The following is a 15,206-nucleotide window of genomic DNA, read 5'->3' as shown; positions in this document are numbered from 1 at the left end:
GCGGTTTGCCCGGATATTTCTTCAATATTTCATGAGGGAGGGTTTTGTTCCCTGACCTCGATCACACGCCCGTCCAGCATGGAAACGCGAATATCGGCCAGATCGGCAATCCCCATGTCATGCGTCACGCAAACCACCGCGCGCCCCTGTTCATGGGCCAGCGCGCGAAACATATCGACCACGCGGGCCGAATTGACGCTGTCCAGATTGCCGGTCGGTTCATCGCCCAGCACAAGGCGCGGATTGTTGGCCAGAGCGCGGGCGATGGCCACGCGCTGTCTTTCGCCGCCCGACAGCTTTTCGGGCAATTTCCATCCCTTTTCCGCGAGGCCCACATCGGCCAGCAGGCTGTTGGCCCGCGCCTCAACCTCACGCGAGGACAGGCGGCCAAGACGGCGCAGCGGCAGCATGACATTTTCAAGCGCAGTAAATTCGGGCAGCAGGAAATGGAACTGAAACACGAAACCGAAATGTTCGAGCCGGATCGCCGCGCGCTCATCGCCTGACATTTGCGCCAGATCGCGCCCGTCAAACAGCAACTCGCCCCCCGTTGGCCGGTCGATCAGGCCGAGGAGATAGAGCAGCGAGGATTTGCCGCAGCCCGATGGCCCGACAATCGCGGTGAACCGCCCCGGCATCACCGCCAGATCCGCGTCCGCCACCAGCACGGGCGGCGGATCGCCGGGCAATTCGCGCCGCAGATGGCGGGCAACCAGCACCGGGTCCGTCATACCGCCCCTCGCAGAATATCGACCGGATCGACCCGCGAGGCCTTGCGCGCGGGCAGCCATGCCGCCAGCACGCCCGCCGCCAGCGAGGCCGCCGCCGCAATCGCATATTGGCGCGGCGAACGGTCGAGCGGCATATGCTGGATCTCGCCCCCGATGGAAAATTCAAGGCTGCCCAGAATGGTCATCAGGCCAAAGCCCAGCGCCCAGCCCAGCAAAATCCCAATCACCGCCAGCGCCATACCCTCCAGCACAAAGACCAGTTGCAGATCGCCCTGCGAAAAGCCCATCGAGCGCAGGATGGCAATGTCGCGCCGCTTGTCCGCCACGCTGTTCGATACGGCGGTGTAGATGCCGAAAGAGGCCACCAACAGGATGGCCGAGACCACCGTGTACATGATGACATTGCGCGTCAGCAGCAGGGACAGGAAATCGGCGCTGCGCTCCTGCCAGCTTTGCGCTTTATAGCGATAGCGCGCCTCCAGCCCCGCCGCGACCGTTTCGGCGGCATAGGGATCGCTCAGCTTGACCCCGATCCGGTTGATGATGAAGGGCCGCCCCAGCAGGCTCTGCGCCTCGCGCAGCAGCATATAGCCTGAGGAGGAGCCAAGCTGGCTGTTGCCCTTTTTGACCAGCGCGACGATGCGCAGGGATCGCGTGGTGCCATTGGCGGCGGTGGCCGGAACAATATCGCCCATGCCGCGCCCCAGCCTCTGCGCCAGTTCCTCGCCGATGATGACGCCGCCCTGCACCCGCTCCAGATCGTCCAGATGACCTGCGCGCAGCTTGTCGCTGATCGAGCTGACCTTGGCCTCCAGCCCCGGCTCGATGCCGACAATGGCCAGCGGCTCGTCCCGCCCGCCCAGCCGCAGCGTGACCGCGCCCGACAGACTGGGCGAACCGATCGCGCCGGGAATGGCATTGACGCTGGAAAGGATCCGCTGCCAGTCCTTCAGCCCGCGCACCTCATTGCGGATGCGATAGCCGTGAAGCTGAACAGCGCCGCCGGGATAGGCCGCGATGCCGGGCTGGGGCGGGGGGCTGCGCAATTCGTCGGAAATGATGATATGGGGCGCGACATCAATCAATTGCCGCACGAAATCATTCTGGCTGCCCACCATCAGCGCCGAAACCGCCAGGAAAAACCCCACCCCCACGGCGACCCCGCTGGTGGCCACCAAGGTCTGCCGCCGCCGCACGATCAGATGGCGTGAGGCGATGTGAACCAGCAGGGAAAAGCGCGCCAACATCAAGGATTGGCGGCGCGCAGGCGCTGCCCCTGCGCCAGATCGGCGGGCGGGTTGAGGATGACGGTTTCACCGCTGCGCAATCCGCTGGTGATCTCGACCTTGCTGGCGCCATCGGCGCCCTTGGTGATCGCGCGCGAGGCGGCGCGGCCCTGCGCCACCACCCAGACATGCCGCCCATCGCCGGCCAGCGCCGCCACCGGCACCAGCACGGCGGCCTTGCGCTCGCTGGTGATGATATTGACCTCCAGCGTCAGCCCCATCGGCAACGGCGCGGCGCTATCGGGCATCAGCCGGACCCGGAATGCGCGCACCGTGGGATCGCCGCCGGGCGTTACCTCGGAGACATGCGCCGGGATCGCGCCGGGCAGCGCGTCCGATGACATCAACGCCTTTTGCCCCGCCCTTACGCGGGTAATGTCGCGCTCGTCCACCGTGGCGGTGATGCGGATGCGCGCCGGATCGCCCAGTTGAAACAGCACCTTGGTGGGCGTGGCCAGATCGCCGGGATAGACATCGCGCTTGGTCACGATACCGTCGGAATTGGCGCGCACCACCAGTTGGTCGAGCCGGGCGCGGGCGGTCGCGCTGGCCGCGCGGGCGGCATCGGCGGCGGTGGTGGCATTGTCGCGCGCGGCCGCCGTCACCCATCCATCGCGAAACAGGGCCAGATTGCGCCGCTCGACCACCTCGGCGCTGCGCTGTTGGGCGCGGGCCTGATCGAGCAGGCCGTGTTGTTCATCATCGGAAAGCAGCACCAGCGCTTGACCGCGCTTCACACGGTCGCCTTCCTCCACCAACACCTTTGCCACCGGCGCCGTAATGCGCGAGGAGACGGACACCGGCTGCTGCGCCTCGACATAGCCGGTGGCATAGACCTGCTCGGAGGCCGCGCCCAGTTGCGCCTGCGCCACCTGCACGACAAGGGGCCGGTCGCGCCATGCCCATGCGCCCGCACCCGCCGCCAGCACAAGCCCCAAGCCTATGACGTAACGTGCCTTTACCACCCGTTTTGCCTCCTGTCGGCCTTGTGCGGGGCCTTTTGCGCATCAGGGGTGCCTGCGTCTTTGCCAAGTGTCAATTTCGCGCCACAGTGGAAGGGTAAATAGGCGCCTTATTATCCTTAAGTCCTATGCCGAGCGCATCGCGCCCCCTTGGCCCTGAGGGGGAGTCCGGCTAAGGTGGGTCAACCGAGAATGCCGGCAACAGGCATCCGGTGGTTGGAGAGGGTAATGGCGCATATGGCGCATATGGCGCGTTCGGCTTTGGCTGTGGTATCATCTCATGCAAGCGACCCGGTGACCGCCGTGGACGAGGTGGTGCGCGCGATCGGCGGGACGGCGCTGGCGGGCGGGCTGTTGTTCTGTTCGCATCGCTATGACCGCGATGAGCTGGCGCGCGAATTGACGCGGCGGCTGGGCGACTTTCCCCTGATCGGCTGCACCAGCGCGGGAGAATTGACCCAGCGCGGCTATGATGAGGACAGCCTCGTCTTTATCGGCTTTCCCGCTGACGGCTTTGCCATGAGCGTGCTGCATTTCGACGATCTGGATGGTTTCGATGTGGCTGAGGGGCGGCGCGCGGTGCGAGAACTGGCGGCGCAGGCGGCGGCCTCGGCGCGGCGGCTGGGCGAACAATTGCACCATGCGGCGATCTTTCTGGTCGACGGGCTTTCCCACCGCGAGGAACTGGTGACCATGACCGTTCAGGACGCGCTGGGCGAGACGGTGATGGTGGGCGGATCGTCGGGCGACGGCATGGTGTTTCGCGAGACGGGCGTGCTGGTCGATGGGCGGTTTGTGAAGGATGCCGCCGTGGTGGCGATGCTCTCCAGCACGCGGCCGCTGCACGCCTTTTGCTCGCACCATTATCGCCCGCGTGAGGAGCGGATGGTCGTCACCTCGGCAGATGCGCAGGCGCGCGTGGTGTTCGAGATCAACGCCCGCCCCGCCGCGCAGGAATATGCACGCATCGCCGGACTGGTGGGCGGCGAGATCGATGCGGCCTTCTTCGCCGCCAATCCGCCCATGGTGCGCGCCGGGGGAGAATATCACATCCGCGCGGTGCAGAGCGCCAATCCTGACGGCAGCCTGACCTTCTATTGCGCCATCGACAATGGCATCGTGCTGCGCGTGGGCGAAAGGGTGGACCGGCTGGCCCATCTCGAACGCTTGTTTTCCGAGGTGGAAACCCGCGTGGGCGAGATCGACCATGTGATCGGTTTCGATTGCGTGTTGAACCGGGTGGACGCCGACAATCGCCAGATCACGCGCGAAGTTTCCCAGCTTTATGCCGCGCGTCATGTCGTCGGCTTCAACACCTATGGCGAGCAATTCCGCGCCGCGCATAATAACCAGACGCTGAGCGGTCTGGCGATCGGCGCGTGAGGGTGGCCGAGGCGGACCGGCCCGATGCCGGAGCACTGGTGGAACGCATCCGCCAGCTTGAAAAGATCAACGAGGCGCTGATCGACCGGGTGGAGCGGTCGAGCGATGTGCAGGGCGGGGCTTTCTCGATGTTCGAGGCGGCCATCGCGCTGGAGGCCATGGTGCGCGACCGCACCGCCGCGCTCGAACATGCGCTCTCCAGCCTGAACGAGGCCAATGCCGAAATGGCCGAGGCCCACCGCGATGCCGATGCTGCGCGGGTGCGGCTGCGCGATGCGATCGAATCCTTGCCCGATGGTTTTGCGCTGTTTGATGCCGATGACCGGCTGCTGCTGCATAATGAGGCCTATCTGGGCTTCTGGCCGGCGTTGCGCGGGCGCGATCTGTCCTCGGTGACGTTTGGCGAAATTGCCGAGATGGCGGCGCAAAGCGGCCTGCCGGTCGGTTCGCTGGTTTCGCGCGAACGCTGGCTGGCCGACCGGCTTTCGCAACATGCCAAGGCCGACAGGGTGCATGTTCAGGCGCTGGCCGATGGGCGCTGGGTTCAGATCAACGAGCTGAAAACATCGGAAGGCGGGCGCGTCGGGATTTACACCGACGTGACCGAAGTGAAGGCCGAGGATGCGCGCGAGCGCGCCCGCGAACTGGCCGAGCGCAACCTCGTGCTTCAGGCCACGCTGGATACTTTGTCCGAGGGCGTGTGCCACTATGGGCTGGATCGGCGGCTGCTGGTGCGCAATCAGGGTATGGTGCGGCTGCTGGGGCTGGACGCGCGGGGCAGCAAGCGGCTGGAAACCCACGCGGGCCTGCTCTCCTATTGCCGCGACCGGCTGGGGATGGACAGCACATCGGTGCTGGAATGGCGCGAGACGGGCGAGCAGATGGAGGGGCCTTGCATCCTTGGCGGGCGGCATTTCATCATCCGCTCGACCCCGCTGACGCCCGGCGGGGGCATGGCCTTCAGTTTTGACGACATTACCGAGCGGGTGCAGGACCGCGACGCCCTGCGCGAGGCGGCCGAGATGCTGGAGCGCCGCGTGACCGAGCGCACGACCGCGCTTCAGGCAGAGATCGCCGAGCGTCGCGAGGTGGAGGGACAATTGCGCGCGGCCAAGACGGCAGCCGAACATGCCAATCGCGACAAGACGCGCTTTCTGGCGGCGGCCAGCCATGATCTGTTGCAACCTTTGAACGCAGCGCGGCTGTTCGTTTCGGCGCTGGCCGAAAGGCGTCTGGCCGCGCCCAGCCGGGCCTTGGTGCGCCAGACCGGGGTGGCGCTCGATTCGGTTGAGGATCTGCTGGAGGCTCTGTTCGAGATCTCGCGTCTGGATGCGGGGGCGATCACGCCTGCGTGGAGCGCGATTGAGCTGGAGCCGATGCTGGCCGCGCTGCGCATCGAATTTGCCGCCGTGGCGCGGGCCGAGGGGCTCTCGCTCGACATTCCGGTCACCGATGTCTGGGTGCGTTCGGACATCCGCCTGCTGCGCCGCATTTTGCAGAATTTCCTCTCCAATGCGATCCGATACACCGCGCAGGGCTGTGTCAGCATCAAGATTACCGCCGAAGACGGCGGGGTGCGCATCACCGTGCGCGACACCGGCCCCGGCATTGCGCCCGAGCATCAGGAAGCGATTTTCGAGGAATTCCGCCGCCTCGAATCGACCCAGCGCATCCCCGGCAAGGGGCTGGGGCTGGCCATCGTACGCCGCGCCAGCACGATGCTGGGCCATCGCCTCGACGTGGAATCGACGCCGGGGCAGGGCAGCGCCTTTTCCGTGCTGGTCCCTCTGGCCGAGGCGCGCAGCGACGGGGGCGGCGATGCCTCACGCCCCGCGCTGCCCGGCACCACCGGCACGCAGAGCCTGCTGGTGATCGACAATGATCCGGCGATTTTGGCGGGCATGGCGGCTTTGCTGCGCAATTGGGGCCATAAGGTGGCCACCGCCGCCGGGCCGCAGGACGAGGAGGCCGACAAGGCCATCGCGCAGGGCATCGACCTTATTATCGCCGATTATCACCTTGACGGCGCGCTGCGCGGGGATGAGGCGATTGCCATGGTGCGCAAGGCGGCGGGGCGCGAGATTCCCGCTCTGGTCATCACCGCCGACCGCAGCGACGAGGTCAAGGCCACTCTGGCTCAGGCGCGGGTGCCGATGCTGAACAAGCCGGTCAAGCCTGCGCAATTGCGGGCGCTGATGCGCAATATGCTGGGGAACGGGGCGTAATTGGCCGAAACGGGCGTTTCGGGATGCGGCGCCGGCCCTCTCCCCCGGCCCTGCCACCCATAGAGTATGCCCGTAGGGCAGCAGGGCCGGGGGAGAGGGCCGGCGCCCCTAGCGCTTAACCCGGAAAATTGACCCGATTGGCCAAAATCACCGCCTGCGTCCGGCTGAACACATTCAGCTTTTGCAGGATGGCCGAAACATGCGCCTTCACCGTCGTCATCGAGACGTCGAGTTCATAGGCGATCTGCTTGTTCAAGCGGCCCGAGACGAGCAGGCCCAGCACGACCTTTTGCTGCGGCGTCAGCGTGGCGATACGCTGGCGGATGGCGACCTCCTCGCCGGTGCTGGCTTCCTCGGCAAAGTCGAAATCGGGGACATAGATCTCGCCCGCAAGCACCTGGCGCAGCGCCTCGACGATCTGGTCGCGCTTCAGGCTTTTGGGGATGAACCCGGCCGCGCCTGCGGAAAGCGCCTCACGCACCGCCGAACCATCCAGCGTGCCCGACACCATCACCACCGGCACGGCGGGATGTTCCTCGCGCAGCCCTTGCAGGGCGGAAAAGCGCTTGGCATCGGGAATGTTGAGATCGAGCAGCACCAGATCGACATCGGCATGGCCCGCCAGCGCCTCGCGCGCCTCGGCGTAATTGGCCGCCTCCAGAATGTTGCACTGGGCAAAGCATCCTTCAAGGAGGGTCCGCATGCCATCGCGCACCAGCGCGTGGTCATCAACGATCAGGATGCTGTCGGGCGTTGCCATACTAATCAGTATATCTCTCTGATGGTACATCGGCGTCAATTCCAAAGATGAGCGGCGCGGGATTTTGTGGTCCCGCGCCGCACCTCTCATCAGCCCTTGGGCAGTTTGAATACCCAGAGCGAACCGCCCTGGCTGATTTCCTTGAAGGTCTTGGCAACCTCGCCGCCCCACAGCGGCACCGCGCCGCCCCAGCCCGACATCACGGCCACATATTGCTCGCCATCCTGTTCCCAGGTGATGGGCGAACCGACCACGCCCGAACCGGTGTTGAACTTCCACAGTTCCTCACCCGTCTTGGCGTTGAAGGCCTTGAGATAGCCTTCGGGCGTGCCGGTGAACACCAGATTGCCCGCCGTGGTCAGAACGCCGCCCCACAGCGGAGCCTTGTTCTTGTATTCCCACACGATCTTGCCGGTCTTGGGATCCATCGCGCGCAGGGCGCCGATGTGGTCCTCGGCAATCGGCTTGATGGTGAAGCCCGCGCCCAGATAGGCCGAGCCCTTCTTATAGGCGATGGGTTCGTTCCAGATGTCCATGCCCCAGTCGTTGCTGGGCACATAGAACAGGCCTGTGTCCTTCGAATAGGCCATCGGCATCCAGTTCTTGCCGCCAAGGAAGGACGGCGAGGAGAACACCACCTTGCCCTTTTCGGTGCCGCTGGGGGCGCCGGGGCGGCCATCTTCGGTATAGTTGGGGCGGCCGGTCTTCAGGTTGATGCCATTGGCCCAAGTGGTCTGCATCACGAACTTGCTGGCATTGACCAGCTTGCCGTTGGTGCGGTCGAGCACATAGAAATAGCCGTTGCGGTCGGCCTTGGCGCCCAGTTTCATCGCCTTGCCGTTGACCGTGGCGTCAAAGGGGATGAACTCGTTCACACCGTCAAAGTCCCAGCCGTCATGCGGGGTGGTCTGATAGTGCCACTTGATGACGCCCGTGTCGGGGTCGATCGCCAGCGTGGACGAGGTGTAGAGATTGTCGCCGGGGCGCAGGTGGCTGTTCCACGGCCCCGGATTGCCGGTGCCGAAAAAGATCAGGTTGGTGTCAGGGTCATAGGTGCCGCCCAGCCAGGTCGCGCCGCCGCCGGTCTTGTACATGTCGCCGGGCCAGCTGGCGTTGAGCTTGCCGGTCATGCCGTTGGGCTGGCCCTTGAGCGTGCCCATGTTGCCTTCGATGGTCGGACGGCTCCAGATCAGCTCGCCGGTGTCGACATTGCGCGCCTGCACTTCGCCGATGATGCCGAATTCGCCGCCCGAATTGCCGGTGATGACCATGTCTTTGACGATCAGCGGCGCGGCGGTGGCCGAATAGCCGGCCTGATAATCAGAGGTGGTCTTGTTCCAGATCACCTTGCCGGTGTGGCGGTTGAGCGCGATCAGGTGGGCGTCGAGCGTGGCGAAGATGATCTTGTCGCCATGGATCGCCGCGCCGCGGTTGACCACGTCGCAGCAGGGCATGATGCCGTCGGGCAGGCGGGCCGAATATTCCCACTTCTTTTCGCCCGTGCGCGCATCAAACGCGAAAACGCGCGAGTACGAACCCGTCACATAGATCGTGCCGTCATAGACCAGCGGCTGGGCTTCCTGCCCGCGCTGCTTTTCGCCGCCCAGCGAGGCGGCAAAGGCGGGGACCATGTTCTTGACGTTGTCGACATTGACCTTGGCCAGCGTGCTGAAGCGCTGCGCCTGCGGGCCCATGCCATAGGTCAGCACGTCGCCGGGGGTGTTGGCATCGTTGAGCAGGTCCTGGCTGGTGGGGCCGGCGGCAAGCAGCGGCGTGGCGGCTGCAATACTCAATGCTGCAAAGGACGCGACATAGCGCGAAATTCTGCCCTTCATCTCGACTCTCCTGTTGTCGTTCGCAATTGTTTTTGAAACGGTCGGTTATCGGGTCTGTGCTGTCGCGCGCGTCCTAACGCGCTTCTCCCCCGTGCTGTTCAGCCTATCGGCCCCCTGCTGCGCAGCAATTGGACCTTAGGCCAAGCTCATACTTGTCCCCTATGTTCAGGCCGAAAGGGCCGGGCGCCATTCGACGCCATAGGCGCCGAAAATCGCCTTCATCTGGCCATCGGCGCTCATTTTGCCGATGATCCCCTCGACCGCATCGCCCAGCGAGCGGCTGTTTTCCTTGACCGCCATGCCGATGTCCCACCCCGGCGACATCATCGCCTCCAGCGCGCGTTTGCGTGGGTGGATGGCGGGGTTTTTCATGTCGAAGATGGCCGCCTCGACCTCGGCCTTCGTCGCCACGGCCACATCGGCCTGCCCCGTGCCCAGCGCCAGCACCGCGTCATGGCCGGTGTTGAAATGGGTGACGCTCGATCGCAGCGTGCCGCCAAAGCTGGAGAGGAGATAGATGTCGGGAATGGTGGCAACGGCGGCCGCCATGCGCCGCCCGCGATATTGCGGCGCGGGCACATCGCAATCATTCTGCTCCGGCCCGCAGGCGGCGGCGAAACTCTCGCGGTAATAGGGGGCCAGAATCGCGCATTGATCGTTCTCGACCATCAATTGACGGTCGAACGGTACATGCATCATGATGTCAGCCGGTTTGAAGCCCAGCAGGCCCCCGCGCCACACCGCATTGCGCAGGTCGGTGGCCATATCATCGCCTGCGGTAAACTCCTCAATATCGAGCTTTACCCCCAGCGTCCTGGCAATCGCCCCGGCCAGATCGACATCGATCCCGCGCAGGTTCGTGCTGTTGTCCGGCTCGGCCCAGGACCATGGGCGGTTGTGCTTATACACCGCCACCCGCAGCGTGCCCAATTCGCGCACCTTGGCCAGAGGCGCCGCCGAAAGCGGCATGGGGGCGGCCAGAGCGACAAGCCCTCCCGCCAGAAACGCCCTGCGCCCAATGCCGGTTGCCTGCTTGCCCATGTGCCGCCTTCTTCCCGTTTTTATCTTTTAATATCAGTCGCCAGTAAATCAGTCGCCGACAGATCAGTCATCCGTGTGGCGCGTTTCCAGCCATGCGCGGATCGCCCAACCGGCCTTCTGGCCCAGCGCTTCGCCAAAGGGGGGCATGTACACTTTGCCATCGCGGCTCGACCCATGCTGGAAACGCTGAACGAACCATTCGTCGCCCGAATCGCCCAGTTCAAGGTAGCGCAGATCCGGCGCGATCCCGCCCGAAATCGCATCCAGACCATGGCACCGCGCGCAGTTCTGGCCAAAGGCCGACTTGCCGATTTCGGCGGCCTTGGCATTGCCGCGATAGGGGTTGTGCGTCACCCATGCATCGCCAATATCGGGCAATGCGCTGGTGTCGACCGGCTGGGGCGTAACGTCGCCATGGGCGGCAAGGCGCGTGCCGACGCTGGTGGCGGCCAGCAGAGTGGCGGCGGCAAGCATCGTCTGGGCGCGCGTGACGCGCTTGAAAAATCCGGACATGATCAGATCTTCCTCTCTTCTTTCTCACCACAAGGCGGTGCCGATGTGCCGGGCCCGCGTCTTTTGTTTCCGTGATGCGAGTTTATGGCCCCCGCGATCATGTCTATATTGGACCTTGGTGCTATTCATGGGCTGATACGGGGGGATATGCTGCGATCATGACAAAGCGAACTGCGCAGAAACACGCGATTCCCGCCCTGCTTATTGCCATTTTGGGTAATACGCTGATCCCCGCCCCGGTATCGGCCGAAACGGCCTATGTTTCGAACGAGCGCGGCAATTCGGTCAGCGTGATCGATCTGGCCACGGGCAAACCGGTGGCGACATGGAAAGTGGGTCAGCGCCCGCGCGGCATCGCCCTGACGCGCGACGGCGCGCAATTGCTGGTGGCCAGCGGGCTGGACAATGCGGTTGAGCTGCGCGACCGGGCCAGCGGCGCCTTGGTGGCCCATCTGCCATCGGGTCAGGACCCGGAGCAATTCTACCCCTCACGCGATGGAAAACTGTTGTTTGTCAGCAACGAGGACGATGCGGCGATGACCGCCATCGACCTTTCCTCACGCGCCGTGGCGTGGCAGGTGCCGGTGGGCAAGGAGCCGGAGGGCATCACCCAAAGCCCCGATGGCAAGGTGATTGTCGTCACCAGCGAGGATGGCAAGCTGATCTCGTGGATTGATGCGGCCAGCCATCAGGTGATCGACACCACCGAGACGGCGGCCCGCCCGCGCCATGTCGAGTTTACCGCCGATGGGCGCCAATTGTGGATCGCGGCGGAAATGGGCGGCGTGGTGCAGATTGCCGATCCCGCCACCCGTGCGATCACGGCGACCATCCCCTTTGCTCCGCCCGGCGTACAGCCGATTCGCGTGATGCCCTGCGGCATCCGATTTACCCCCGACGGGCGCAAGGCGATTGTCGCGCTGGGCCGGGCCAATCACATCGCCATCGTCGATGTCGCCAGCCATGCGGTCGAGGCCTATATCAAGGTCGGCCAGCGGCCATGGCATCTGGCGATCACGCCCGATGGCGGCCGCGCCATCGTGGCCAATGGTATCAGCGACGATATCAGCGTGGTGGATCTGAACACCCGCACCGTGACGGCAACGATTCCGGCGGGCGCGGGGCCGTGGGGCGTGGCGATTGCGCCCTGATTTTCGTATAGCTGATCGGGTCTGATACCTAGGAACAAGCTCGTTCTCCCAAAGTATCAGACCCGAAAGTCCAATTTCAAGAAGGGCCTTTCGCGCCTCATTCTCCCTTCACCACAGCAGATAAAGTGGATCGACAAGGGAGAGTATCATGCTCTGGAAAGTTCTGCTCGGCACCGCGAGTGCCGTGGCCATGATGGGTGTTTCGGCCCCGGCCTATGCCGGCAATTCGCAGGCATTGCTCAAGCGTCTGCATGACAAGGGCATCCTCTCGGACGCGGAATATAACGAATTGCTCAAGGATGAGGCCGAGGCGCCTGCTCCTGCGGCGGCTCCGGTGGTCGCGGGGGACACCGCCAAATTCGTGCGCGCCACCGACAGCGGGATCGGCCTTCAGGTCGGCCCGGCCACGATCAAGTTTTCCGGCTCGGTCAATGGTTTCTACGTCTATGACGGCGCGGCCAAGCCCGGCGCCAACACGTCCGTTACCGGCGGCATCGCCAGCGTGGGCGGCAACACCAGCGCGGTGCGCAACGGTCTGCTCCCCGGCTTCCTGAAGGTGGACGCCACCACGACCCAGAACGGATGGGACGTGGGTGCGCATTTCGGCATGTATCCGGGCATCAACAGCGCGGCATGGGGCGCGCTGGGGGCCAACAACGGCGGTCAGCCGACCGCTCTGGCGACGGCTGGCATCGACTTTCGCGAAACCTATCTGACCATTGGCCGCAAGGGTTTTGGCGAATTGAAGATCGGCCGCGCGATCGGCCTGTATGGTTCCGAAGCGATCCTCAATGACATCACGCTGCTCTCCTCCGGCCCGACCGGCGGCAATGCGGCGCCTGCCAACACCACGCTGGGCCGCATCGGCAGCGGCTATATCTACACCGATTTCCAGCCCCAGATGACCTATACCACGCCCAGCATGAGCGGGCTTCAGGCATCGGTGGGCGTGTTCCAGCCGCTCAACTCGCTGACGGCGGGCGCGCAGAACAATTCCAGCCCCGGTTTCCAGGGCAAGGTGACCTATGATGGCGCCTTCGATGCGGTCAAGCTGCACCTGTGGGTCTCGGGCATTACGCAGGAGCATAAGTTTGTTGCGGGCGGCAGCTATACCGGGCAGGGCCTGGATGTGGGCGCACGCACGACCTATGGCCCGCTGACGCTGGTTGGCACCTATTACACCGCCAAGGGTCTGGGCACGACCGTGCTGAACCTGTTCGACACCGATGCTGCGGGCAAGCCGCGCAGCAGCGAAGGCTATTACGTGCAGGCCGCGCTGACGCAGGGCAAGTTCACCATCGCGGGCAGCTATGGCGCCAGCTATCTCAACCATACCGACGCCGCCGACCGCGCCGCCAACCCGACGCTGGTGCGCGTGAACAGCAGCGCTGTGGGGCAGTTGCGCTATGGTCTGAACAGCTGGGTGACGCTGATCGGCGAGTACATCAACTCGAACGCCAAGGCGCATAATGGCAATTCGGCCACCAGCGATGCGGTGGCTCTGGGCGGCATTCTGTTCTTCTAAAGGAAGCATCACTCCCAAGGAAGATGGGGCGCGCGAGGGAAGGCTCGCGCGCCCTTTTTTGTGCGCGGCATTTCCGGGCAGGGCACCCGGGCACGAAGAAGGGCGGGAAAGCCCCAGCCTTCCCGCCCTCCTGCGACCCTTTGCGGGCTTATGAAACCGGCTTACTTGAGCGTTTTCAGCCAGGCGATCAGTTCGGCGCGCTTGGCCGCGTCCTTGATGCCGGGGAAGGCCATGGCGGTGCCGGGCACCATCTGCATCGGCCCGGAAATCCACTTGTCCAGATTGGCGTCATCCCACTTCAGGTTCGCCTTCTTCAGCGCCTCGGTATAGTTGTGCTTGCCGGTGGCGGCCTTCTTGCCATAAACGCCGAACAGGTCGGGGCCTACCTTGTCCGCGCCCCCCTTTTCCGCATTGTGGCATACCGCACAGCGCGAGGTGAAGGTTGCGGGCGTGGGCGCCGGCGCGGCATAGGCAGTGGTGGCAGACAGCGCGATACCGCCCAGCGCTGCAATCATGGAAATGGATTTCATCTTGGCATCCTCATTCTTGGGGGGATGCCAAGCCATGCCACGATGCGGCGGGGCGGGTGAATTGCACTTTGGGCCGGAATCAGGTTCAACCTTGCCCGGCACCCCTCTGACGCGCAAACCAGGGAATCATCCGCTCGATCGCTTCATTCACCAAGGGCGTTGAAACGGCAAAGCTGAAGCGCATGAAGCGATGGCCGTCGACCGGATCGAAATCCACCCCCGGCGCGCAGGCGACCCCGGTTTCCTGCAAAAGGCGGGTGCAGAATTCCATCGAATCATTGGTGAGATGCCCAATATCCGCCCAGATGTAGAACGCCCCATCGGGCGGCGCGATTTCGCCCAGACCCAGCGCGGGCAGCGCCGCCAGCATCGCCTCGCGATTGGCGGCATAGGTGGCGATATGGCCTTGCAATTCATCATCGCAATCAAACGCGATCAGGCCCGCATGTTGCGCCAAGACCGGGGGCGTCAGCATCAGATTGCTCATCCGCGCATAGGCGGCATCGACCAGATCCTCGGGCGCCGCCAGCCAGCCCAGACGCCAGCCCGGCATTGAGAAATATTTGGAGAAACTGTTGACGACGAGGGCATCGGGCGCATGCACCAGCGCCGAAACGCAAGGCCCGGTATAGGACAGGCCATGATAGATTTCGTCGGAGATGATGCGGATGCCGCGCCGCGCGCAGACCGCCGCGATGGTGGCCAGTTCATCGGGCGCGATGATCGTGCCGGTGGGGTTGGCGGGGCTGGCGATGATGACGCCGTCGGGGGCGGGGTGGATGGCTTCCAAAGCCGCCGCCGTGATCTGATAGCGCTCCGCCGCGCCGCAGGGGATTTCCAGCGGTTCCATATGCAGGGCGCGCAAAGTGTTGCGATAGGCGACATAGCCGGGCCGGGCGCAGACGATCCGCGCGCCCGGCGCAAAGGCGCTGGACAGGGCCAGCAGCAGGGCGGGCGATGCGCCGCAGGTCAGGATCACCTGATCGGGCCGGATGGTCACGCTTTGCGTCTCGGCATAATGGCGGGCGATGCGCTCCTTCAAGGGGGCGCTTTCCCAATAGCCCTGCGCCTCGGTGTCCAGCACCTGATGCGCCTTGGCCAGCGCGGCGGCGGGCGCGCTGGTCGATGGCTGGCCATATTCCATATGGATCACGCTGCGGCCCTCTGCCGCCAGCTTGTGGGCCAACTGGCCGATGGCCATCGCGCGAAACGGTTCGATAGGGGCGGTCATGCTGCCGCCCCTAGCAGGATCGATCAGGGTTGA

At 64.5% G+C, this 15,206-nt stretch carries 13 protein-coding genes; 4 read left to right on the top strand and 9 right to left on the bottom strand.

From position 1 onward, the window contains the following. Positions 1–29: 29 nt before the first annotated feature. From GGR38_RS11485 to GGR38_RS11475, 3 genes are read right to left on the bottom strand one after another with little or no spacing between them, the layout of a single operon-like run. Positions 30–731 carry an ABC transporter ATP-binding protein gene (locus GGR38_RS11485; RefSeq protein WP_183625635.1) on the bottom strand — a complete coding sequence of 234 codons (702 nt, stop codon included), beginning with the start codon at positions 729–731 and terminating at the stop codon, positions 30–32. Further along, the gene (locus tag GGR38_RS11480; RefSeq protein ID WP_183625907.1) at positions 728–1,978 is read right to left on the bottom strand and encodes an ABC transporter permease; all 1,251 of its coding nucleotides are present in this window, start codon (positions 1,976–1,978) and stop codon (positions 728–730) included. The genes GGR38_RS11485 and GGR38_RS11480 overlap by 4 nt, the downstream gene beginning before the upstream one ends. Further along, complete coding sequence (locus GGR38_RS11475; RefSeq protein WP_183625633.1) at positions 1,978–2,982, bottom strand: efflux RND transporter periplasmic adaptor subunit; 1,005 nt, start codon at positions 2,980–2,982, stop codon at positions 1,978–1,980. Before GGR38_RS11475 ends, GGR38_RS11480 begins: the two co-directional genes overlap by 1 nt. Before the next feature lie 225 nt (positions 2,983–3,207). On the opposite strand from GGR38_RS11475, the gene GGR38_RS11470 reads away from it, so the two are divergent. Further along, on the top strand, positions 3,208–4,362 hold the full coding sequence (locus tag GGR38_RS11470; RefSeq protein ID WP_425497057.1) for an FIST N-terminal domain-containing protein: 1,155 nt from the start codon (positions 3,208–3,210) through the stop codon (positions 4,360–4,362). Next, positions 4,359–6,587, top strand: a complete 2,229-nt coding sequence (locus GGR38_RS11465; protein WP_183625631.1) for a NahK/ErcS family hybrid sensor histidine kinase/response regulator — start codon at positions 4,359–4,361, stop codon at positions 6,585–6,587. The genes GGR38_RS11470 and GGR38_RS11465 overlap by 4 nt, the downstream gene beginning before the upstream one ends. A gap of 115 nt (positions 6,588–6,702) precedes the next feature. Here GGR38_RS11465 and GGR38_RS11460 read toward each other — a convergent pair whose 3' ends face one another. The 4 genes from GGR38_RS11460 to pedF all read right to left on the bottom strand — a co-directional run bounded on the left by GGR38_RS11460 (position 6,703) and on the right by pedF (position 10,697). Continuing rightward, on the bottom strand, positions 6,703–7,347 hold the full coding sequence (locus GGR38_RS11460) for a response regulator (RefSeq protein WP_246404526.1): 645 nt from the start codon (positions 7,345–7,347) through the stop codon (positions 6,703–6,705). Positions 7,348–7,436: 89 nt separating this feature from the next. Beyond that, a complete protein-coding gene (locus GGR38_RS11455; RefSeq protein WP_183625627.1) occupies positions 7,437–9,182 on the bottom strand; it encodes a methanol/ethanol family PQQ-dependent dehydrogenase in 1,746 nt (581 codons plus the stop codon). Positions 9,183–9,347: 165 nt separating this feature from the next. Next, positions 9,348–10,223, bottom strand: a complete 876-nt coding sequence (locus GGR38_RS11450; protein WP_183625625.1) for a substrate-binding periplasmic protein — start codon at positions 10,221–10,223, stop codon at positions 9,348–9,350. A gap of 63 nt (positions 10,224–10,286) precedes the next feature. Next, a complete protein-coding gene (pedF, locus tag GGR38_RS11445) occupies positions 10,287–10,697 on the bottom strand; it encodes a cytochrome c-550 PedF (RefSeq protein WP_246404559.1) in 411 nt (136 codons plus the stop codon). 197 nt (positions 10,698–10,894) lie between these two features. Here pedF and GGR38_RS11440 point away from each other — a divergent pair, with 197 nt between their 5' ends. Further along, positions 10,895–11,887, top strand: a complete 993-nt coding sequence (locus GGR38_RS11440; RefSeq protein ID WP_183625621.1) for a PQQ-dependent catabolism-associated beta-propeller protein — start codon at positions 10,895–10,897, stop codon at positions 11,885–11,887. A 148-nt stretch (positions 11,888–12,035) separates the two neighbouring features. Beyond that, the gene (locus tag GGR38_RS11435; RefSeq protein ID WP_183625619.1) at positions 12,036–13,412 is read left to right on the top strand and encodes a porin; all 1,377 of its coding nucleotides are present in this window, start codon (positions 12,036–12,038) and stop codon (positions 13,410–13,412) included. Between the two features lie 161 nt (positions 13,413–13,573). Here the strand turns inward: GGR38_RS11435 and GGR38_RS11430 are convergent, their stop codons facing one another. Both GGR38_RS11430 and GGR38_RS11425 read right to left on the bottom strand, forming a co-directional pair. Beyond that, positions 13,574–13,942 carry a c-type cytochrome gene (locus GGR38_RS11430; RefSeq protein ID WP_183625617.1) on the bottom strand — a complete coding sequence of 123 codons (369 nt, stop codon included), beginning with the start codon at positions 13,940–13,942 and terminating at the stop codon, positions 13,574–13,576. Between the two features lie 85 nt (positions 13,943–14,027). After that, positions 14,028–15,173, bottom strand: a complete 1,146-nt coding sequence (locus GGR38_RS11425) for a pyridoxal phosphate-dependent aminotransferase (protein ID WP_183625615.1) — start codon at positions 15,171–15,173, stop codon at positions 14,028–14,030. Positions 15,174–15,206 lie beyond the last annotated feature (33 nt).

Source organism: Novosphingobium sediminicola, assembly GCF_014196525.1.
In the GTDB taxonomy this organism is placed as follows: domain Bacteria; phylum Pseudomonadota; class Alphaproteobacteria; order Sphingomonadales; family Sphingomonadaceae; genus Novosphingobium; species Novosphingobium sediminicola.
This window is presented reverse-complemented; position numbering and strand designations above follow the sequence as displayed.

What these genes read in the sequence shown, in the direction of transcription:
- GGR38_RS11435 (WP_183625619.1), top strand. Translation starts at nt 12,036, where the DNA reads ATGCTCTGGAAAGTTCTGCTCGGCACCGCGAGTGCCGTGGCCATGATG.
- GGR38_RS11480 (WP_183625907.1), bottom strand. Translation starts at nt 1,978, where the DNA reads ATGTTGGCGCGCTTTTCCCTGCTGGTTCACATCGCCTCACGCCATCTG.
- pedF (WP_246404559.1), bottom strand. Translation starts at nt 10,697, where the DNA reads ATGCTTGCCGCCGCCACTCTGCTGGCCGCCACCAGCGTCGGCACGCGC.
- GGR38_RS11455 (WP_183625627.1), bottom strand. Translation starts at nt 9,182, where the DNA reads ATGAAGGGCAGAATTTCGCGCTATGTCGCGTCCTTTGCAGCATTGAGT.
- GGR38_RS11460 (WP_246404526.1), bottom strand. Translation starts at nt 7,347, where the DNA reads ATGGCAACGCCCGACAGCATCCTGATCGTTGATGACCACGCGCTGGTG.
- GGR38_RS11450 (WP_183625625.1), bottom strand. Translation starts at nt 10,223, where the DNA reads ATGGGCAAGCAGGCAACCGGCATTGGGCGCAGGGCGTTTCTGGCGGGA.
- GGR38_RS11485 (WP_183625635.1), bottom strand. Translation starts at nt 731, where the DNA reads ATGACGGACCCGGTGCTGGTTGCCCGCCATCTGCGGCGCGAATTGCCC.
- GGR38_RS11425 (WP_183625615.1), bottom strand. Translation starts at nt 15,173, where the DNA reads ATGACCGCCCCTATCGAACCGTTTCGCGCGATGGCCATCGGCCAGTTG.
- GGR38_RS11430 (WP_183625617.1), bottom strand. Translation starts at nt 13,942, where the DNA reads ATGAAATCCATTTCCATGATTGCAGCGCTGGGCGGTATCGCGCTGTCT.
- GGR38_RS11470 (WP_425497057.1), top strand. Translation starts at nt 3,208, where the DNA reads ATGGCGCATATGGCGCATATGGCGCGTTCGGCTTTGGCTGTGGTATCA.
- GGR38_RS11440 (WP_183625621.1), top strand. Translation starts at nt 10,895, where the DNA reads ATGACAAAGCGAACTGCGCAGAAACACGCGATTCCCGCCCTGCTTATT.